Origin of the sequence: Aeromonas sobria (assembly GCF_006243315.1) — a bacterium.
Lineage (GTDB): Bacteria > Pseudomonadota > Gammaproteobacteria > Enterobacterales > Aeromonadaceae > Aeromonas > Aeromonas sobria_A.
Window position 1 is genome coordinate 24507 of record NZ_NKWE01000008.1, and the last position, 19925, is coordinate 44431.

Below are 19925 nucleotides of genomic sequence, written 5' to 3' on the forward strand. Positions count from 1 at the left end.
GGTAACAGATGACTGAACTGGTAACGTCTCCTCAGGGGACCGCCTCTGATTCGCTCAAAATCAGGCTGCAAGAGGGGCTACGCAATTGGCGTACGCTCTCCCGTGACAACAAATCAATCCTCACCATTGCCCTGCTGGCTGCCATTGTGGCGGGTACCATAGTCGTTATTCTGTGGACCTCCAGTAAAAACTATGTCCCTTTGTATGGCAAACAGGAGCTATACGATACCGCCAACATCATGGAGATGCTGGAGAAGGAGCAGGTGCCTTTCCGCCTGGAAAAGAGCACCGGTCAGGTGCTGGTTCCTGAAAACCAGCTGGCTCATATCCGGATGGCGCTTGCGGCACGTGGTGTGCGTGCCGCCATGCCATCTGGCCTGGAAGGTCTGGACAACGTAACCGGATTGGGTACCAGCGAATTTATGGAAGGGGCTCGTTATCGTCATGCCCTGGAAGGAGAGCTGGCCCGAACCATCATAGCGCTCGACGCCGTGCGCAGCGCCCGTGTTCATCTGGCTATTCCGAAGCGCACGCTGTTCGTGGGGCGCGATGAGGAGAAACCCAGCGCGTCAGTGATGCTCGATATGCAACCGGGCCAATCCATCGAAGCGGGTCAGGTCGAGGCGATTGCCAATCTGGTGGCTGGCAGTATCTCGGGAATGAAACCGGGTGCCGTCACTGTGGTGGACCAATCCGGCCAGCTGCTCAGTGCCGAGCTGGGGGACAAGGTTGGTTTTGGCAAGCAGAGCGTTCAGCAGATGGAGTATGTCCGCAAGCTGGAGCAATACATCCGTCAACGTGCCAATGACATGCTGTATCCCATGTTGGGCAGTACTAATTTCAAGGTGCAGATTGCGGCAGACGTGAACTTCAACGCCGTCGAAGAGACCCAGCAGCAGCTCGATCCGCAAGGTGTGGTGACTCGAGAGTCCAACAAGTCAGACAAAACTATCGATGCGTTGGCGATGGGGATTCCCGGTGCGCTATCCAACCGCCCACCTGAGACGGCGCCAAAGGATGAAAAAACGGATGCAGCCAAAGGCAATGCCGCCCCACAGCAGAATGACACTCGTACCGAGCGTCAGGAAGTCAGCAAGCAGTACGAAAACAGCCGCACCATAGTGCACACCCGTTACCAACAGGGACGTTTGGATCGAATTAACGTATCCATTCTGCTTAATCAGCAGATAGCCCCGAAAGGTGGTTGGAGTGCTGAACAACTGGAACAGATCCGCCAGATGGTAGAGCGTGCAGTGGGCTTCGACGAGACACGTGGCGATCAGATCAGTCTGCAGGCTTTCGATTTCAATGGTGCGGTACCAGTTGTTGCACCCGAATCCAGCTGGTGGGAAACCCCGTACTGGCAAGATTCCTTGCGTTATCTGGTCGGCGGTTTGCTTGGTTTGACGCTGGTGTTCTTCGGTATTCGCCCGTTGGTGAAACACCTGGTTCGTACCCAGCAGCAGCCGGAGATGGAAATGGGTGAGGCTGAGGAAGATCTGGAGCCTACCGTCGGGTTGTCCATGCGCAGGGATGAAGATGATCCTCAGCTGACTTCTGCGCTCTCAAATAGCCTGATCCGTGCTGACAACAAGATGGATCCACAGTTCTCATCACTCGATATGGAGTCGTTGCCGGAACCGGGCTCCGAGCTGGAGGTTCAGCTCAAGCATTTGCAGTTGCTGGTGGAAAAAGATACCGCCCGGGTGGCGGAGGTTGTCAGAGCATGGGTGAGTGGCAATGAACAGCGTTAACTTGAATCAGAGTGCTGTCGATATCGATATCGACAACCTTGAAAAGGCCGCCATCTTGTTGTTAAGCATGGGGACCGAGGCTGCCGCAAAGGTGATGCAGAAACTCTCCCGAGACGAAGTGCAGCGATTGATCTCCAAAATGGCGGCGCTCTCCGGCGTCAGCTCGATGGAAGCCAAGTGGACGTTGCAGCAGTTCTTCAATCAGTATCGGGAACAGAGCGGGATTGCCAGTGCTTCACGGGAATACCTGGAACAGACGCTGGATCTTGCGTTGGGTCAACGGCTCTCCCGCAGTCTGCTCGACAGCCTGTACGGCGATGTAATGAGTCAGGATATCCAGCGTCTGCAGTGGGTGCCTGCAGATGTGCTGGCCCGTTTCTTCCGTAATGAACATCCCCAGATGCAGGCTGTGCTGCTGGCCTTCCTGCCACCCCAGACTGCGTCAGCCGTGCTCGATGCATTGCCCGGTTCGGTTCACGACGATTTGCTGGTGCGTGTCGCCAGCCTCAGCAGTGTCAGCGAACATGTGCTGGGTGAGCTCAGACTGACGCTGGATCGCTGCCTCGCCTATGTGGCAGATCAATCTGGTGCCAAGGTTAACGGGGTGCGGCAGGTGGCCGATATTCTCAATCGTTATCAGGGTGACAAGGAGCAGATGCTCTCTTTGCTGCGCGAGCATGATGGCGATATGGCGCTGGAGATCGAGAAGAACATGTTCGACTTCATGGCGTTGCGCCGTCAGAGCGACGACACCCTGCAACGGTTGGTGCAGGAGCTACCCAGCGAATTGCTGGCCCTGGCCCTCAAGAACACCGAGACCACTTTCCGCAAGGTTATTCTGGGGGCCATGCCGAAGCGGATGGCTCAGGCGCTGGACGATCAGATCCAGAATCAGGGCAGTGTCTCTTTGCGCAAGGTCGAGCAGGCCAGGGAAGAGGTCATGCAATTGGTCCGCGAGTTGGTGGAGCAGGGCGAGATCGAGTTCCAGCTGTTCGAAGAGCCCACCGTCAGTTAACAGGAGGCATTCATGAGTCACAATGTGCGCAAATTGATGCCTGGGGCGACCCGTCTGTATCGCTTCCCTGCGCTCGGTCAGAGTGGGGAAGAGGCTCAGAGCCAACAGGAACAATTTGAATTCGGCTATCAGCAAGGGCTGGAGCAAGGTCACGACGAAGGTTATCAGGCTGGTTATCAACAAGGGTTGACCTGCGGTCTGCAGGACGGTGAGAGCACCGGTTTGCAACAAGGGCAAACCCGCGGTTTTGCTCAGGGCCTTTCGGAGGGGCGAGCTGCCTTCGAACAGGCGATGGTGCCATTTGCAAAGCTGCAAGAGCAGTGGGCGTCGCTGAGCCAGGCCCGGATGGCAGAGCAGAAAGAGCTGATTGCCAAGCTGGTGGCACAGGTGGCCAAACGGGTCATTATGGCCGAGTTCACCCTCAATCCGCAGCAGGTGATGAATCAGGTCGAGCAGGCGCTTGCTACCTTGCCGAGGGAATCGGAAGAGCTGGTGATCTACCTCAACGAGGGAGACCGGCAGCGACTTGCCGAGCAGGGGGTGACTCGCTGTGAAGGGTGGCCATTGCAAGTCGATGCAGCACTCGGGGTGGGCGACGCTCGTATCGAAACCCGTGCTGCTGTCGTCGAGGTGAGCACCAGCTCCCGCCTAGCAACCTGTATCGAACAGCTCAACAGCTCGCTGGAAGTGCCGCAAGATGCATGAGGCCTTGCAGCAGGCACTGACCAGTGCGCTGGACAATCTGGATGAGTTGCCCGCGTTTCGTCGTTTTGGCCGGTTGGTACGAGTGACCGGTCTGACGCTCGAAGTGGTCGGCTGCCAACTGGTAATGGGGCAACGTTGTCGTGTCAGCACGGCAAGTGGAACACCACTGTTGGCTGAGGTGGTCGGTTTTAACCGGGATATCTCTTACCTGATGCCGCTGCAGCCGATGAGCGGACTTTACGCTGGCGCTCAGGTTGAGCCGATCGATGGCGAAGAGACGGTTCGGCTCGGTGTTCACTTGCTGGGACGGGTACTCGATGGGCTGCTACAGCCGCTCGACGGGCAGCCGTTACCAGACGTTGGTGACAGCGTTCCCCTGTTTGCTCTTCCACCCAATCCTCTATTGCGAACCCCGGTACGTGAACCGCTGGATGTCGGTATCCGCGCCATTAATGGCCTGCTGACGGTTGGTAAGGGCCAGCGTTTGGGGCTGTTCGCCGGTTCGGGGGTCGGCAAGAGTATGTTGCTCGGCATGATGACCCGTAATACCGCAGCTCAGATCGTCGTGGTGGGGCTCATTGGTGAGCGGGGTCGTGAAGTGCGCGAATTCATTGAGCACAGTCTGGGCGCCGAAGGTCTGGCACGTGCCGTAGTCATCGCGGCACCAGCGGATCAATCTCCACTGATGCGGTTGCGAGCGGCCCAGCTATGTCACCGGATTGCCGAATATTTCCGTGAGCAGGGGCAAGATGTGCTGCTGCTGATGGATTCACTGACCCGTTATGCCCAGGCACAGCGTGAAATTGCGCTGGCCATCGGTGAGCCCCCCGCGACCCGTGGTTATCCGCCCTCGGTATTCAGCATGCTGACCCAACTGGTGGAGCGAGCCGGTAACGGCACGCATCCAGATGGCAGTCTGAGTGCTTTCTACACCGTGCTGGCGGAGGGGGATGATCAGCAGGATCCGGTGGTCGATGCGGCGCGCGCCATTCTCGATGGTCATATCGTGCTGACCCGTCGTCTGGCGGAAGAGGGCCACTATCCCGCCATCGATATCGGTGCATCAGTAAGCCGGGTCATGCCACAGGTCGTGCCCGCCGAATGGCAAAAGCTGGCAGTAACCTTGCGCCAGCTATGGGGACGCTATCAGCAGGTGCGTGAGTTGCTGCCACTCGGGGGTTATCAGCCTGGGGCAGACCAGCAGATGGATGAAGCTGTTCAGCGCTACCCGGGGATTGCGGTATTCCTGCAGCAAGGCTTGCATGAAGAGATGGCTTTTGAACAGGTGATGATTGGTCTCAAGCAGGTGCTGGGGCAGGGGTAAGGGTAAGGATTCGTTATGCTGAGGTCTTATCTGGGGTTGCAACAGGAAGAGCTGGAAAATCTTGGCGCTGAGCGCCAGCGCCTGAGGGAGCTGGCGCTGCGGGAAGAGCAGCGAGCGCACAAATTGCAGGAGGTTATCTCCTCGCTGCGACCCGGTTCCGACAAGTTTCATCCTTTGCTATGGCAAAACAAGCAACAGATGGATGGACAGTTGCGCCGTTTGCTCTCCCATCAGGTGCAGCAATCGACGCTGGCCAGACTGGATCTGGCGCGCCACGAAGGGGAGCTGGTCCGGCAGTTCGGGCGGGTCAAAGGGCTGGAGCTCTTGTTGGCCAAGCGTGATGATGTTGCTCGTCAGCAGCAGGAGAGGCGAGATCAGCTACAGCTGGACGAGCTGGCCAGTTTGCGTCACCTGACCCGCAAGAGTAGGGAGGAGGGTTAATCCACGATGCTGTCCGGGTCGCGATAACCTGAATCTTGTCCCAACAGCGAATGAATCGTCTCCATCTGGCCTGCCAGCAGGCGGCCATTGAGATCATTCTGGCGCAGACACTGGTGCAGCAGTTGTTCAAGCTGTTGCCATTGATTGGCTACCGTGGTGCGCAGCGGAAGTGGCAACTTTGCTATCAGGGTGGCCATCCCCTTCTCATCGGGCTTGAGGCCCAATGTCTGCAGCTGCTGGCAGCGCAATTTTGCCTGTTGTGTCACCTTGGCCATTAGCGCGGTCTGCTGCTCGTTATGGGCTTGCAGACCATCGACATCATGGCTTGCCAGCAGTGCATGCTGGCGAAGCAACAAGGCGGTGAATTCGGTGTAGTGGCCGTAATCCTGCTGGATCCCGAGGATCAATGCCTTGACGGTGGCCTTGGTATCCACGCTCATCGGCGATGCATATCCAGAATGGCCTGACCCAGCGCATCCAGATCGATCTCCAGCTTGCCTTCACTGATGGCTTTGCGGATCTCGTTGACCTTGTCCATGTCGACATCGGATGTGGTGGCCAGCTGGCTGCGGGCGTTGGCTACTGACTGCGCGGTGCTGCTGATCCGGGCTTCGGATGACTGTGCGGACTTGGTTTCCGGCTTGGTCGTTACATCCTGTTTGCGGCCAGGCTGGTTCTGAATATAGAGCGAGTCAGTACGGGTAATTTTCATAACGTAAATTCCTGATGGTCTGCCTATGACAAGCGACCCAAGGCTTGTCGAACTTGAATCAAATTGCAATCTTGGTTCAAAAACGGGTTTCAACTTCCCCGGTATCAGTCACCCATGCTTGTATCTGCTTGCCAGAGCTAAGATTTTTCACTCTGATCCCGTCGCCTATTCCGCCATTTTCGAGGGCTTCCCCTCTGGTGGTTGCGGAGAATTCACCTTCCCCGGCGCGGATAAGTACCCCTTCCCCCTGTTTGACCGCCCAACTCTTTTGTAAGTCCAGCTCACCGATGAGTTGCCCGCTTCTCAGATGCCGGTTGCTTTTATGGCCCAGCAGGGAGTGATTGCTCGGGGTATACCCGCGTTGTATGCGGCTGACATCCAGCTCTTTTTCCACCAGATCGCTAGTGCTGATGGATTGACCTTTTGCGATATCCCGTGCGGCAACCCAGACCGGTAATAGCAATGAAACCTCTACCCGCCCGCGCACCTGCCATGCGGGATCTGTACATTCGATGAGATAGGGACGGCGTCCCCAGGGTTGCCGATACTGGCCACCGGCCTGTAGCGAGATGTGCCCGGATGGGCATAGGGGGAGGTGTTCGGCGGAAGGTGCAAGCCAGACCCGAAACTCCCCTGCGGTTGCAGGCCACCCCTGTTGGGTTATGTAGTCATCAAGACTCTGGCGCGCATCCTGTTCAAGCAACTGTTCAAGCATGGCGCTTTGCGCCTGCGGTGCGCCATGAGCCAGCGCACTCAGCAGTAGCCACAGGATGCCGCTCCATTTCCACACGGGAAGTCGCGCTTCCTCATTTCTCATCTGCTTGCAGTGGATGGTGCATGGTAACCGCTTGAAACTAGGTATCTTCATGGTTGGCATGAGTCTTGATAAGGGTAACCCCGGTCTGAGTGAACGATAAAGGATGAAGCATGAGTATCTCATTTGACAGCGCCCTCGGCGTACACCCTTATGCCCTCGATGTCAGGGCTGAGCGGGCGCGTATTCTGGCGGGAAATCTGGCCAACGTGGATACACCGGGCTATCTGGCTCGAGATGTCGATTATAAGACGATTCTGGGTCGTGTCGCGCAGCAAGTTGCTGCAGGTGAGGAGAGTCAGGCCATTGGCCAAGGCGCCATGCGTGACGATATGCGTCACCCCCTCTATCGCATTCCTTATCAGGTCTCCATGGATGGCAACACGGCAGAGCTGGGGGTTGAGCAGGGCAAATTTGCCAACAACGCCACCGATTTTCAGACCAGCCTCACTTTCCTCAATATGAAGATTACCGGGATCGCCAAGGCGATCGAGGGCCGTTAACCATGTCGTTCAACAAGATTTATGACATCGCCGGCAGCGCCATGCGCGCCCAGACCGTGCGGCTGGATACCGTTGCCTCCAACCTGGCAAACGTGGATAGCGCGGCTGCCAGTGAAGACGCGGCGTTTCGTGCCATCAAGCCGGTTTTTTCCACTCTCTATCAGAAGATTCAGGATACCGATGGTCTCGGAGCTGCGTCGGTGCAAGTAGCTGGCATCGTACAGTCCGACCGTCAGGTCGAAAAACGATTGGAGCCGACCAACCCGATGGCCGATCAGGATGGTTTTGTCTACTACTCCAACGTCAACGTGGTGGAGGAGATGGCCGACATGATGAGTGCCTCTCGTGGGTTTGAAACCTCGGTCGAAGTGATCAACCGGATCAACAGCATGCAGCAAGGTTTGCTGCGTCTTGGTCAGGGAGCCTAAGCCATGAGTCTGCCACAGATAAGCAGTCTGGATACGGCGCGTGGTACAGGTCAGGTTGTTGCTGACCCCAAGATCGCCAGCAATGGCAGCGGTGCTGCTCAGGGAACGCAAGCCAACCAGAATGGCGGTATGCAACTGCGCAATGAATTCCTGCAGATGATGGTGGCGCAGATCCAGAACCAGGACCCCACCAACCCCCTTGATGGTGCCCAGTATGTCGCTCAGCTTGCCCAGTTCAGCATGGTTGAAGGGGTCGAGGGGCTGAAAGTGTTACAGCAAAAGTCCATCAACATGATGGATACCCAGCAGGTGTTGCAGAGTACCGCTTTGATCGACAAAGAGGTCATGGTGCCGAGCAAGACCCTCAAACAGCAGCAGCAACAGCAAATTCGCGGCCAAATCGAGCTGCAAGGTGCGGCGGAACAGGTTGACCTCAAGGTTTATGACCAACATGGCGTGCTGGTTGCGAGTAAGAGCTGGGGTGAGAGCAAAGCGGGTGGGCTGGATTATGAATTGCCCCCGCTCCCTGCCGGGGAGTACAGCTTCGAGGTCAAGGCTTCAACCGGCAAGACGCTGGTGGGGTCCACAAATTATGTGGCGAGCAAGGTGGATCGCGTCACCCTGCCCGGTACGGGTGAAATCATGCTACAGGTTGCCGGCGTGGGCGATGTCCCGCTGTTCAGTGCAATCCAGTTCGGTAAATCGGCGTAATCAGAGAGGAGCGACACTGTGTCTTTCAGTATCGGATTGAGCGGCCTGCGCGCCGTGAACCAGGAATTGAGTGTAATCAGTAACAACGTGGCTAACGCCAGTACCGCAGGTTTCAAATCCAGCCGTGCCGAGTTTGCTGCCATCTATGGTGGTGGTCAGGCCGGTGGGGTTGAGATGAACAACGTCTCCCAGAACTTTGACCGCAACGGCGACGTGATGCGAACTGGGCGTGGGCTGGATCTGGCCATTTCTGGTAGTGGTTTTTTTGTGCTGAAAGATAGCAGTGGACAGACTTCTTATACCCGTGCAGGTATGTTCCAGCGTGATAGCGGTAACTATCTGACCACGGCGAGTGGCACCCGTCTGCAAGGTTATACCACTGATGACGCGGGCAAGCTGCAATCCGGTGTGGTTGGTGATATTCAGGTCAAGGCGGGCAGCCTGCCAGCCAAGGCATCCGACAAGCTGGAGTTTGTGGCGAATCTCAAGGCGGATGCCAGCAAAATTGATCAGACGATAGCAGCTAACAAGTTTGATCTGACAAAATCAGAGACCTTTAACTATTCCCAATCCAGCAAGGTTTATGACTCTCTGGGCACTGAACATACCGTGACCCAGTATTTTGTCAAAACAGACCCGAACAAGTGGGATGTGCATTACTCCTTCAACGGTAAACCGGTTGGGGGGGTAGTGAATATGGTATTCAATAAAAACGGTACATTGGAGTTACCAACATCATTCCCTGCTCTGGATCTGAAGCCGGATGGCGCTACAGATATATCACTGAAGCTGGACATGGCACGTGTCAGCCAGTATGCCTCCGACTTCAACGCTACTCGCAACCAGTCCAATGGTTATACCGCAGGTGATCTGACCGGTGTACGGGTTGATGCCGATGGCGGTGTCTATGCCACCTTTACCAACGGTCAGAGCCTGTTGCAGGGGCAGGTGGTGATGGCGAACTTCACCAACCCCAATGGTCTGCTGCAGACCAACAACACAACTTGGCAACAGTCGTTCAGTTCCGGTCAGCCGGTCTTGGGCGCACCGGGAACCGGCACCATGGGCAAGTTGACGGCTGGGGCTTACGAGAGCTCCAACGTGGATCTGACTGGTGAGCTGGTGAGCCTGATGACTTCCCAGCGTAACTATCAGGCCAACGCCAAGACCATCAGTTCCGCTGACAAAATGACTCAGGTTCTGTTCAACTCCTTCTAAGGGTAACCCGTGGAAAAGCTTATCTACACCGCCATGTCCGGGGCGCAACATACCCTGATGGCTCAGCAAATTCGGGCGAATAACCTGGCCAACGTCAATACCGCCGGTTTTCGGGCTGACTTTGAGCGGGTTTCTGCTTATGCCCTGACGGGAGATGGTTACCCGAGTCGGGTGATGGCCAGAGAAGAGATGGCAGGGACCAACTTCAAGGCTGGTCCTCTGATGCAGACGGGTCGCAAGCTGGATGTGGCGATTCGTGGTGAGGGTTTTCTTGCGGTGCAGACGCCTGATGGCAAAGAGGCCTATACCCGCGCGGGTAACCTGGAGGCGGATGCTGACGGGCTGTTGACCCTCAATGGTCGGCCGGTGCTGGGGGAAGGTGGCGAGCTGGTGCTGCCCGCTTATCGTGACATCAGTTTCGGCAAGGATGGCACCCTGAGCATCACTCCTCCGGGGGGCGGGGCTCGGCTCGATGTGGGCCGCCTGAAGCTGGTCAATCCGGATCCGGCTGAGCTGGTGAAAGGCCACGATGGTTTGTTCCGGATGCGCCAGGGGGGTGATGCCGAGAGCAGCGAGCAGGTGGTGATGGCCTCCGGTTTTCTGGAAGGGGCTAACGTCAATGCTGTGGATGAGTTGGTCAGCAGCATGTCATTGACCCGCAATTTCGAACTGCAGGTCAAGTTGATGAAAGCGGCTGATGATCAGGCTCGTCAAGGGGCCAAATTGATTTCCGGTCAGGGTTGATATTGAAGCTATCGGGCTGATGTCCGGTATCTGGCCACTCCCTTGGGGATTGGGCTTGATGAACAAGGTGGAATAACAATGCACGCAGCATTATGGGTCAGTAAAACGGGTCTGTCGGCACAAGATGCCAAGATGTCCAGTATTTCCAACAACCTGGCCAACGTGAACACGGTTGGTTTCAAGCGTGATCGGGTGGCATTTGAAGATCTCTTCTATCAGGTGCAGCGCCAGCCGGGCGCTCAGCAGGATCAGCAGAATCTGGCTCCCATCGGTATTCAGATGGGTAATGGTGTGCGGGTGGTGGGTACCCAGAAGGTCTTCACCTCTGGCCAATTCCAGAATACCAACCAGGAGCTGGATATGGCGGTGGTCGGTGCCGGTTTCTTCGGGGTCGAGCGCCCGGATGGCGAGACTGCCTATACCCGAAATGGCCAATGGCACCGCAATGCCGAGGGGCAGCTGGTCAATTCTGATGGCTTGCCCATGGTGCCGCAGATCCAGATCCCCGATAACGCCACCAAGATCTCCATCGGCACCGATGGCACCGTCAGCGCCTCGCTGCCGGGTCAGCAAGAAAACGTCGAGCTGGGCCGCATCACCCTGACCAACTTCTCCAACCCGGCCGGTCTGGAAGCGCTCGGTGGCAACCTCTACCGTGCCACAGGCGCGTCCGGTGAACCGATAGAAGGTGTGCCTGGTGAAGAAGCGATGGGGGCGGTCAAGCAATTCACGCTGGAGAGCTCGAACGTCAATGTGGTCGAGGAGATGGTCGACATGATCACTACCCAGCGTGCTTACGAGATGAATGCCAAGGTTGTCTCTGCTGCGGACCAGATGCTCAAGTTTGTCACTCAGGCACTGTGATGATGAAGTCGATGCTGCGTTATATCTGGTTGGTACTGTTGCTGGGCGGGTGCGCAACCTATGAGCTGCAGGCCCCCGAGCCGGGTGACGAGAAATGGGCGCCGTCCCGGCCCCCGGTCGCGGCTGCAGCACAGGGAGAGGACGGTAGCCTCTATCGTGGCAACTACATGATGACCCTGTTTCAGGATCGGCGAGCTTATCGGATTGGTGACATTCTGACCGTGGTGCTGGAAGAGCGTACCCAGTCGAGCAAGAAAGCCAATACCAGCATGAGCAAGAACAGCAGCATGAATGTACCCACCCCCACAATTGGCGGGAAACAATACCCCGATTTGGGGGCCTCCCTCAGTGCCGATCGGGATTTTGATGGTGGTGCGACCTCCAGTCAGCAGAATACCCTGGCGGGTTCCATCACTGTCACTGTCGCGGAAGTGATGCCCAATGGCGTGCTGGGGATCCGCGGTGAAAAGTGGATCCGCCTCAATCAGGGGGATGAGTACATCCGGTTGGGCGGCATGGTACGGGTCGAGGATATTGACCAGAGCAACCGTATCTCGTCCCAGCGCATTGCCGATGCCCGCATTACTTATGCCGGTCGTGGTGCCCTCGCCGATAGCAACCAGATGGGGTGGTTGGGTCGCTTCTTCAGCTCAGCCTTCGCTCCATTTTGAGGATCTACATGAACAGATGGTTTATCACCCTGCTGTGTCTCTGTCTGCCCTGGTTTAGTCAGGCTGCAGCACCGGCCAAGCGAGCCTTGCTGGATATTGCCGATGTGCAGGGGCTAAGAACTAACCAGCTGGTGGGCTATGGTCTGGTGGTTGGTCTCTCTGGTACCGGTGACAAGAGCCAAGTCAAATTTACCGGTCAATCCATGGCCAACATGCTCAAGCAGTTTGGCGTGCAGTTACCGGACGATATCGATCCCAAGCTCAAAAACGTGGCGGCCGTTTCGGTTCAGGCTACGCTACCCGCCTTGGCTGGCAAGGGCCAGTTGCTTGACGTGACGGTCACTTCTATCGGTGATGCCAAGAGCCTGCGCGGCGGTTCTCTGCTGCTGACTCCCCTGCGTGGTATCGACGGTGAAGTCTATGCCGTGGCGCAGGGCAATCTGGTTGTCGCCGGGGTGAAGGCGGAAGGGCAATCAGGATCATCGGTCACGATTAACGTGCCGACGGCCGGGATTATCCCCAACGGTGCCACCATCGAACGAGAGGTGGTGAGCAATTTTGCCGAGAAGCCGGAAGTGACCCTCAATCTGCATCAACCCAACTTCAAGACGGCCCGCAATGTTGAGCGTGCCATCAACCATCAGCTGGGGCCGGTCGCCCGAGCGGTGAGTGCCGGACGGATTCAGGTTGCGGCACCCAGGGACGAGAGCCAGCGCATCGCCTTTATGGCCTTGCTGGAAGATATCAAGGTGGATCCGGGTCAGGAGCGGCCGAAAGTGGTCTTCAACAGTCGAACCGGCACTGTGGTGATGGGGCAGGGGGTCAAGGTTCACAAGGCTGCCGTCAGTCATGGCAGTCTGACGGTGACGATTGGCGAGAGCCAGACGGTCAGTCAGCCCAATGCCTTCTCCAACGGCCAGACCACCACGACACCCAATTCCAAGATCCAGGTCGATCGGGAACGAAACAACATGTTTGTCTGGCCGGATGGCACCTCTTTGGAGGTGATCGTCAAGGCTGTCAACTCACTAGGGGCCACCCCCGATGATGTTATGGCTATCTTGCAAGCGCTCAATGAGGCCGGCGCCCTTGAGGGTGAGCTGGTAGTTATCTAAGGACTATCATGACCAGAATTAGCTCGGATCCTGGTTTTTATCAGGATCTCAATGAATTGCAGCAAATCAAAAGCAACCCGGATCAGCGTGCTGCGCTGGATGCGGCGGCCGGTCAGTTTGAAGTCAGCTTTTTGCAAACCGTGCTCAAGCATATGCGTTCGGCGACGGATGCCCTGCAGGATGAGGACGAGAAGATTATCAAGGGGCAATCCCTCTATCGCGATATGTATGACAGTCAGTTGGCGATGAGCATGGTGAAGCGAGGTGGCATCGGCCTGCGGGAGCAGATGGTCAACCAGCTGGCCCCGTCATTAAAGAATCCGGACGGGGTGGTCGCTTCAGAGCAACAGACCCTGGCTGCATTCAGCCAGCCTCTCAACTCGGCAAAAATGAAGAAGGTTGACTGATGTCACTGCTCAATATCGGCGCCAGCGGATTAAATGCAGCCCAGATTGCATTGAATCTGACCGCCCAGAATATCGCGAACGTCAATACCATCGGGTATAGCCGTCAGGAAGCCATGATGGGCAGTCTGTCCGGTTTCGGGCGATTGGATAATGGTGCAGGTGTCGAGGTGACAGGGGTGCGCAGGGTAACGGATGATTATCTGGTCACCCAACACTGGCGTAGCCGTTCGGCCACCGGTTCTTCCTATGCCTTTCATCAGTACATCAATACGACCGAGCAGTTGCTGGGCAGTGAGTCGATGAATATTGCAAAAGGGCTCGACAGCTTCTTTGCCTCGCTGAGTGCCGCGCTCGACAGCCCGGAGACGCCGGCGCAGCGCAGCCAGATTGTCAGTTCTGCCGGGGCGCTCGCCAACCGCTTTACCCAGCTGGACGAGAGTCTGATCACCCAGGAAAAGCAGATCGACGATCAGTTGAGCAGCACCGTCTCGCAAGTCAACAGCTACCTGTCACAACTGGCTGAATTGAATGTCCAGATTGGCGATCAGGCCGCCAAGGGGGTCAATACCTCGGCGCTGGAGGACAGTCGCGAACAGATTGTTCGTGAGTTGTCGACCTATATGGAAGTGCGGGTCAATCGTCAGAGTGACGGCGCCTTCGCCATCAGCCTGCCGCAAGGACAGCCGCTGGTGCTGGGGGGAAGCAGTAGTACCCTCGCGCTTGCAGGCGATAAACTCAGTCTCGCTTTCGGTGGGCAAACCTTTGAAGTGCCTAAATTGCATGGTGGCTCGCTGGCAGGGGTAATGGACTATCGATCCACGGTATTGCGGCCGACCAGAGTGGCGCTGAATCAGATAGCGGGCAAACTGGCAGAGGATTTCAATGCTAAACAGGCCGGTGGAGTTGACCTTAAAGGAGCAAGCGGGAAGAAGCTGTTCGCTTTTGACGAAACAAAAGATATCCATGGTAACTACATCAATGCGTTGGGGACATTGCGGGTGGCTGATGGTTTTACCGGCGATGATCTGGCTTTTGCCCAAGGCGTTGGTGGCAAGGGTGATAACCGCAACCTGCAGGACCTGCTGAAGATAAAAAATGGCCAATACGATGCCTATAGCGCCCTGCTTGGCAAGATGGCGGTGCAGAGCGGACAAGCGAAAGCGAGCATGCAGGCTGATGCCAATATGGAAAAACAGATGGCGGCCAAGCTGAGCAGTGTCAGCGGTGTGAATACCGATGAGGAAGGGGTGAAGATCATGGCTTACACCAAGGCTTATCAGGCCAATGCCAAGGTGATCAGCACCTCGGAACAGCTTTTCAATTCCATTCTGAACATGTTCTGAGGGTGACCATGCGCATCAGTACCAACCAAATCCAGCTCAGCATGCTCGACAATTTGCAGCAAGGCTTCGGTGAATATGCCAGGCTCGATCGCCAGATCTCCACGCAAAAACGCATTCTTCAGCCCTCTGATGATCCTGTTGGCAGTGTGCAGCTGCTGGGCTTGCAGAAAGAGCAGGTGGCGATGGCGCAGTATCAGAAGAATATCGCCAATGCCAAGAGCCAGCTCTCTCAGGGGGAGCTGCAGTTTGAGACCATGACCAACATGCTGATGCGGTTGCGGGAGTTGACCCAGACTGCTGCAACAGGTTCTTTGTCGGATGCAGATCGCAAAGCGGTGGCCAGTGAGGTCGCCATTATCAAGGATGGTTTGCTGGATCTGGCCAATGCGCGTAATGAGAGTGGCTCCAGCCTCTTTACCGGTAGCAAGGTTGATCAGACTGCATTGGTAAAGCAGACGAGTGGTGACTACATCTACCAGGGGGATAATCTGGTGCGTGAGGTCAGTATTGCCAACGGCGTCACTGTGGGCTTGAACCAGACGGCTGACCAGCTGTTTCTGCAGCCGGATGACTTTTTCAAACGACTCGATAGCATGGTGACGGCAATTAATGCCGCAGCACCTGACGCCGTCGATCAAGCCCGAGCCATGCTGGGTCGCAGCCAGACGCTGCAAGATAATATCAGCCAGGCGGTGAGCACGATTGGTGCCCGGATCAACTTGCTGGATCAGATCGATGAGAGCCATGCCGAGAAAGGCGTCTATAGCAAGGAAGTGAGCAACCAGATAGAGTCGCTGGATTATGCCGAGGCGGCGACCCGACAGGCCCACGTCCTGATGGCATTACAGGTGCAGCAGCAAGCTTTTGCCAAGGTTAATGGCCTTAGCCTGTTCAACTACATGCCGTAACGAGTGAAGGAGTCATGATGCAGATCCAGCAAACCCGTCTTGGGGGCGTTGCCGAGGCGCAGGCAAAGCTCAAGTTGCAGGGCCGCGCAACTGCACAAGCTCACACTCCGGAAAGCCGAAAACAGAATGAGCGCCACCCCAATATTATCCGGATGGATAGATGGGCCCTGATCGGCGCAGCTCAACAGCGAATTGCCCATGCTCAGGGCGCTGAACAAGCACTCAATCAGGTTTGGGGTGAATTGACGCGGCTTGAACGCCAATTGGGTCAGCGTGAGCTGGCCAGCAGTGACGTGACTAACCGCTTAAAAATGCTGGAAGAGAAAGTCACCCTGCCGAGAGGGCCTTTGACTGACGGGCTCAAACCCAGACTCATTGCATCGGCTCAGGAGTTGCGTACCCGGTTCAGTGCCGAGCATCTGGATTTATTGAGTGCTAAAAACAGCAGCGAGCGACTGGTGTTTTCCTTTCCCCAGAGCAGCAGTGCGGTGGAGGTGACCATCCCGGCCGGAGCGCGAGATGGCGACGTTGCCACCATGCTCGATCGGGCGCTGCGTAAAGAACATATCCAGTCCCGAATGAATGAACTGGGCAAGCTGGAGCTCTCTGTCGCTGAGCCCCATCGCCGCAAACTGGATGAGCCAGTACTGATCCGGGGTGAGGGTATCCGTATTCCGGCAGGCAACCCGATCCCGGTGCAGTTCAAGCCAAAGGCCGGAGCGCTGACCCGCATGGCCGAGGGGGTTGCCAAAGGGGAGACCCGTCAGGAGCGGCTGCAGCTTAAAAAGGTACTGGGCGAGATCGAACAGTCGGTGCGGGAGCTGAAACAGTTTCGTCAGAAGATGGTGCTGCAACTGGATAAGGTCAAGGCCCGCAGCCAGAACCTGGAGCAGGAGGAGCTGGCGCAGTTGCAATCCTCTCTGGCCGCCCGCCTCTCACAAGGCGGTTATATGGGCACCATGTCCGGTTTGCTGGCGCAGGCCAATGTAACCCGTCAAGGGGTGGTTGCGTTACTCACTTGATAGCTCTGACCTGTCTCATCGTTAAAAAACCGCACAAGCTGATTTGTGCGGTTTTTTTTATCTCGGCGATGCTCCCCTCGTCGCCGATAACGACACCGCCTGGTCGTGGGCCCGTTGTTTCGCACCTGAACGGGGGGGCCAAGAGAAACTGCAGAGCAGCAAAAAAAGATTTAATTTTCACGACGCTGTGGTCGTTCTTCATTGGGGTCAACCCAAACGCTGCCTGTGGCAGCATCTATTTCGAGGAAACGAAAATGAGTCTGTCAATCCACACCAACTTTGCCAACATGGTCACCCAGAACCAGCTGACCTCTACCAACAAGATGGCGAGCACTGCCATGCAGCGTCTGGGTACCGGTCTGCGCATCAACTCCGCCGCTGACGATGCCGCCGGTCTGCAGATCGCCACCCGTCTGCAATCCCAGTCAAATGGTCAGAAAGTGGGCATGCGCAATGCCCAGGATGCCATCTCCATGATGCAGACCGCCGAAGGCGCCATGGACGAGATGACCAACATCGTACAGCGCATGAAAGATCTGGCCACTCAGGCGGCCAACGGCACCAGCAGCGACAAAGATATCGCCGCCATGAACGCCGAATTTGGCGAGCTGACCAAAGAGCTGAAAAACATCGCCAGCAATACCGCCTTCGGTGGCGAAAACCTGCTGGATAGTAAAAACGGCAAGTTTGCCAAGGGCGAGGTCACTTTCCAGATCGGTAACACCAGCAGTGAGACGCTGGCGCTGGATATGAAGGATGTACTGGGTAAGGTTGTGGGTAGTGCCGCAGGCAAAACCACTGCGCAGGCAAACCTCAAGCCAGTTACCGACTACAAGGACGAGACGGTAGGTACTTCTGGTGCAGGGAAGCTGAAAGCGGCAAAAACCGCGTTTGACACGGCAGAAGCTACGTATAAAGCACTTGCTGCAAAGCCAACTGCCGCAGAGCAGAAAGCCTATGATGATGCCGTTGATGTGATGTCTGTCGCCCAAAAGACCTATGATGATGGTTTGAAGCCTCTGGTCAAAGCTGCGATGACTGCGGGTAACGGTCTGGACTCCAACGTACTGGAGATCGGTCTGACCAAGGACTCTGCCCAGTTTGCCATGGGCAAGATGGAAGAGTTTATGCAGGATATCACCAGCGTACGTTCCTCTTTCGGTGCCAATATCAACCGTCTTGAGCACACCGTTAACAACCTCTCCAATATGAAAGAGAACACCGATATCGCCAAGGGTCGCATCATGGATGCCGACTTCGCCACCGAAAGCACCAACATGACCAAGAACCAGATGCTGATGCAGACAGGCATGTCTGTGCTGACCAAGTCCAACGAAATGACCAGCATGGTCACTGGTTTGCTGCGTTAATTGATAGTTGGCCGCCACGGCGGTGGCGGCCTCATTTTCCCGCTTGTCGGTTGAAAAGTTCTGCTGCAACAGTGCTTTTCAACAAGCAAGTCTTGCCCTGATACCGAAGGAGTTGATATATGCAGGTCGATCCCGCTTCCGCCGCGATGCAAATGGTGACCAATGAGCGCAAGAATATGGACAGGCTGCTGAAAGGGCAGCTTGCTGCCGTAAAGGCGCAGCAGAGCGCACTGGCGTCCATCAACTCCAAACTTTCCAGCTTTCAGACCTTGCTGAAAGACCTGAACAAGCCAGCGGCTTTGCAGGCGCAGAAAGCCAGCCTCTCGCAAGAAGGCATCATGACGGTGACCAGCAATGGCAAGGCGACACCTGGGCAATATAACTTTCAGGTCAATCAGTTGGCGCAGGCCCATCAGTTCGGGGTGCAACTGGCAGATGAAAAAGCACCATTGCCAACCTCCGGGAAAGTGTCGTTTACCTTAGATGGCAAGGCGTTTGCTATCGATTTGGCTACCTTGCCAGCGGGGGCGACAGCTCAAAGTCTGGTCTCTGCTATCAATGATTCGGCGGATAATCCGGGGGTTAAGGCAAGCCTGATCCGCTCGGATGGCAAGGTGAACCTGGTGCTGACCAGCAAAGATAGCGGGGCTGCCAAGGTGTTTACCCCCACCTATGATGGCGACCCTGCTTCAGCGTTCGGCAAGGCTTTTATCGACGGCAAGGTGATCACCCCAGGTCAGGACTCCATCATCAAAATGGGGGTTGGCACTAATGCGCTGGAGATTAAGTCGCCGACCAACAAGATTGAAAACGTGGTGGAAGGGTTAACGCTGGATCTCACCAAGGTGCAAAAGCCAACGGATGGCCCGATGCAGGTGACGGTGGCTTATGATAATGAAGCCGTAACAGGTTCATTGAAAAAATTTGTTGATAGTTATAACGAACTGCTGGATCTGCTGAACAAAGAGACATCCACCGATATCAAGGCGAAAGGCGTACTGGCTTCTGACGCCACGGTGCGAGGTTTGAAAGGTGCACTGGCCAATGCGGTCCGCAATCTGCCAGCTGGCATGACGCTGACTCAGCTTGGTATCAAAACCGAAAAGTCGGGCAAGTTGGCGTTTAGCGACACGGATTTCAAGAAGTCGATTGAGAAGGATCCTGAACTGCTGGGCAAGGCGCTGATGGGGGATGACGGCTTGCTCAAGCGAATGAGCAAGGTGCTCGATCCTTTCTCCAAGACCAATGGTGTGATGGCCACTCGCAAGAGCACACTGGAAGCCAATCAAAAGCGACTTGATGTTAAAATGGAGTCGCTGGATAAACGGATGGAGTCTGTTTACAAGCGTTACCTCAATCAATTCACCACCATGAACCAGATGATGCAGACCATGGGAGCACTTTGAGCTTTCGCCCCTGGATGACTGGTTTTGAACCTGCAATAGCGAGTGACCCATGTTTGAATCCGAAGATGGCTACGATGCCTATCGATTTGCCGCCACAGAAGCCAAGGCTGCCAGTGCCGATCCATATCAGCTTGTATTGATGCTGATGGATGGCCTGCTTGACGAGATAGCCAGAGCGGAAGGGCATATCTTGGCCAAGCAGTTTGAGCGCAAAGGGTTGGCTATCAACAAGTGTATGCAGATCCTTGGTGGGCTGGACAGTGCGCTTGATATGAATAAAGGGGGCGAACTGGCGGTCAATCTGCATCGTCTTTATGACTACTGCGGCCAGAAATTGTTTGAGATCAGCGTATCCAACAATGTTGAGGGGTTCGCCGAAGTGCGCAAGATCCTGCAAGAGCTGAAAGAGGGTTGGGAAGCCATGGCGCGTCATCCTCGTTAATACGGAAG

The 19925-nt window shown here is 56.0% G+C and carries 23 protein-coding genes; 20 read left to right on the plus strand and 3 right to left on the minus strand.

Annotated elements, in window-relative coordinates:
* Positions 1–17: 17 nt before the first annotated feature.
* The 5 genes from fliFL to lfiJ are packed head-to-tail and all read left to right on the plus strand — an operon-like array spanning position 18 to position 5239.
* Complete coding sequence (gene fliFL / locus CF137_RS02330) at positions 18–1754, plus strand: lateral flagellar M-ring protein FliFL (protein ID WP_193556554.1); 1737 nt, start codon at positions 18–20, stop codon at positions 1752–1754.
* Positions 1741–2769 (plus strand): lateral flagellar motor switch protein FliGL, encoded by a 1029-nt coding sequence (fliGL, locus tag CF137_RS02335; protein WP_101320297.1) that lies wholly within the window; start codon positions 1741–1743, stop codon positions 2767–2769. The genes fliFL and fliGL overlap by 14 nt, the downstream gene beginning before the upstream one ends.
* 12 nt (positions 2770–2781) lie before the next feature.
* Positions 2782–3474, plus strand: a complete 693-nt coding sequence (lfiH, locus tag CF137_RS02340) for a lateral flagellar assembly protein FliH (protein ID WP_139717615.1) — start codon at positions 2782–2784, stop codon at positions 3472–3474.
* A complete protein-coding gene (lfiI, locus tag CF137_RS02345) occupies positions 3467–4798 on the plus strand; it encodes a lateral flagellar FliI-like assembly ATPase LfiI (RefSeq protein ID WP_139717617.1) in 1332 nt (443 codons plus the stop codon). Before lfiH ends, lfiI begins: the two co-directional genes overlap by 8 nt.
* Positions 4799–4813: 15 nt before the next feature.
* Positions 4814–5239: a lateral flagellar protein LfiJ gene (gene lfiJ, locus CF137_RS02350; protein ID WP_139717619.1), complete on the plus strand. Its 426-nt coding sequence runs from the start codon at positions 4814–4816 to the stop codon at positions 5237–5239.
* Here the strand turns inward: lfiJ and CF137_RS02355 are convergent.
* The 3 genes from CF137_RS02355 to flgA all read right to left on the minus strand — a co-directional run bounded on the left by CF137_RS02355 (position 5236) and on the right by flgA (position 6819).
* Positions 5236–5679, minus strand: coding sequence for a flagellar protein FlgN (locus CF137_RS02355; RefSeq protein WP_139717621.1), 444 nt, complete (start codon positions 5677–5679; stop codon positions 5236–5238). The genes lfiJ and CF137_RS02355 overlap by 4 nt on opposite strands.
* A complete protein-coding gene (gene flgM / locus CF137_RS02360) occupies positions 5676–5951 on the minus strand; it encodes a flagellar biosynthesis anti-sigma factor FlgM (RefSeq protein WP_139717624.1) in 276 nt (91 codons plus the stop codon). Before flgM ends, CF137_RS02355 begins: the two co-directional genes overlap by 4 nt.
* 76 nt (positions 5952–6027) lie before the next feature.
* A complete protein-coding gene (gene flgA / locus CF137_RS02365; protein ID WP_139717626.1) occupies positions 6028–6819 on the minus strand; it encodes a flagellar basal body P-ring formation chaperone FlgA in 792 nt (263 codons plus the stop codon).
* 59 nt (positions 6820–6878) lie between these two features.
* On the opposite strand from flgA, the gene lfgB reads away from it, so the two are divergent.
* From lfgB to lafC, 15 genes are all read left to right on the plus strand, one after another.
* The gene (gene lfgB, locus CF137_RS02370) at positions 6879–7268 is read left to right on the plus strand and encodes a lateral flagellar basal body rod protein LfgB (RefSeq protein ID WP_042061479.1); all 390 of its coding nucleotides are present in this window, start codon (positions 6879–6881) and stop codon (positions 7266–7268) included.
* 2 nt (positions 7269–7270) lie between these two features.
* On the plus strand, positions 7271–7696 hold the full coding sequence (flgCL, locus tag CF137_RS02375; RefSeq protein ID WP_101320310.1) for a lateral flagellar basal body rod protein FlgCL: 426 nt from the start codon (positions 7271–7273) through the stop codon (positions 7694–7696).
* A gap of 3 nt (positions 7697–7699) precedes the next feature.
* Positions 7700–8407 (plus strand): flagellar hook assembly protein FlgD, encoded by a 708-nt coding sequence (locus CF137_RS02380; RefSeq protein WP_139717628.1) that lies wholly within the window; start codon positions 7700–7702, stop codon positions 8405–8407.
* An 18-nt stretch (positions 8408–8425) separates the two neighbouring features.
* Entirely contained in the window at positions 8426–9625 is a 1200-nt protein-coding gene (gene flgEL, locus CF137_RS02385) for a lateral flagellar hook protein FlgEL (RefSeq protein WP_139717630.1), read from the plus strand.
* Positions 9626–9634: 9 nt separating this feature from the next.
* Positions 9635–10369, plus strand: coding sequence for a lateral flagellar basal-body rod protein LfgF (gene lfgF, locus CF137_RS02390; protein ID WP_139717632.1), 735 nt, complete (start codon positions 9635–9637; stop codon positions 10367–10369).
* A 78-nt stretch (positions 10370–10447) separates the two neighbouring features.
* Positions 10448–11233, plus strand: coding sequence for a lateral flagellar basal-body rod protein LfgG (lfgG, locus tag CF137_RS02395; protein WP_139717634.1), 786 nt, complete (start codon positions 10448–10450; stop codon positions 11231–11233).
* Positions 11233–11904 carry a flagellar basal body L-ring protein FlgH gene (flgH, locus tag CF137_RS02400; RefSeq protein WP_101320317.1) on the plus strand — a complete coding sequence of 224 codons (672 nt, stop codon included), beginning with the start codon at positions 11233–11235 and terminating at the stop codon, positions 11902–11904. Before lfgG ends, flgH begins: the two co-directional genes overlap by 1 nt.
* Before the next feature lie 8 nt (positions 11905–11912).
* Positions 11913–13019 (plus strand): lateral flagellar basal body P-ring FlgIL, encoded by a 1107-nt coding sequence (gene fgIL, locus CF137_RS02405; RefSeq protein WP_139717636.1) that lies wholly within the window; start codon positions 11913–11915, stop codon positions 13017–13019.
* A gap of 8 nt (positions 13020–13027) precedes the next feature.
* Positions 13028–13426, plus strand: coding sequence for a rod-binding protein (locus CF137_RS02410; protein WP_101529992.1), 399 nt, complete (start codon positions 13028–13030; stop codon positions 13424–13426).
* Positions 13426–14769: a lateral flagellar hook-associated protein LfgK gene (lfgK, locus tag CF137_RS02415; RefSeq protein WP_139717638.1), complete on the plus strand. Its 1344-nt coding sequence runs from the start codon at positions 13426–13428 to the stop codon at positions 14767–14769. Before CF137_RS02410 ends, lfgK begins: the two co-directional genes overlap by 1 nt.
* A gap of 8 nt (positions 14770–14777) precedes the next feature.
* On the plus strand, positions 14778–15677 hold the full coding sequence (lfgL, locus tag CF137_RS02420) for a lateral flagellar hook-associated protein LfgL (protein WP_139717640.1): 900 nt from the start codon (positions 14778–14780) through the stop codon (positions 15675–15677).
* A 17-nt stretch (positions 15678–15694) separates the two neighbouring features.
* Entirely contained in the window at positions 15695–16699 is a 1005-nt protein-coding gene (locus tag CF137_RS02425) for a hypothetical protein (protein ID WP_139717642.1), read from the plus strand.
* Between the two features lie 254 nt (positions 16700–16953).
* Entirely contained in the window at positions 16954–18069 is a 1116-nt protein-coding gene (locus CF137_RS22215; protein ID WP_139717644.1) for a flagellin N-terminal helical domain-containing protein, read from the plus strand.
* Between the two features lie 119 nt (positions 18070–18188).
* Positions 18189–19475 (plus strand): lateral flagellar capping protein LafB, encoded by a 1287-nt coding sequence (lafB, locus tag CF137_RS02435; protein ID WP_139717647.1) that lies wholly within the window; start codon positions 18189–18191, stop codon positions 19473–19475.
* A gap of 49 nt (positions 19476–19524) precedes the next feature.
* A complete protein-coding gene (lafC, locus tag CF137_RS02440; protein WP_139717649.1) occupies positions 19525–19917 on the plus strand; it encodes a lateral flagellar export chaperone LafC in 393 nt (130 codons plus the stop codon).
* Positions 19918–19925: the final 8 nt, after the last annotated feature.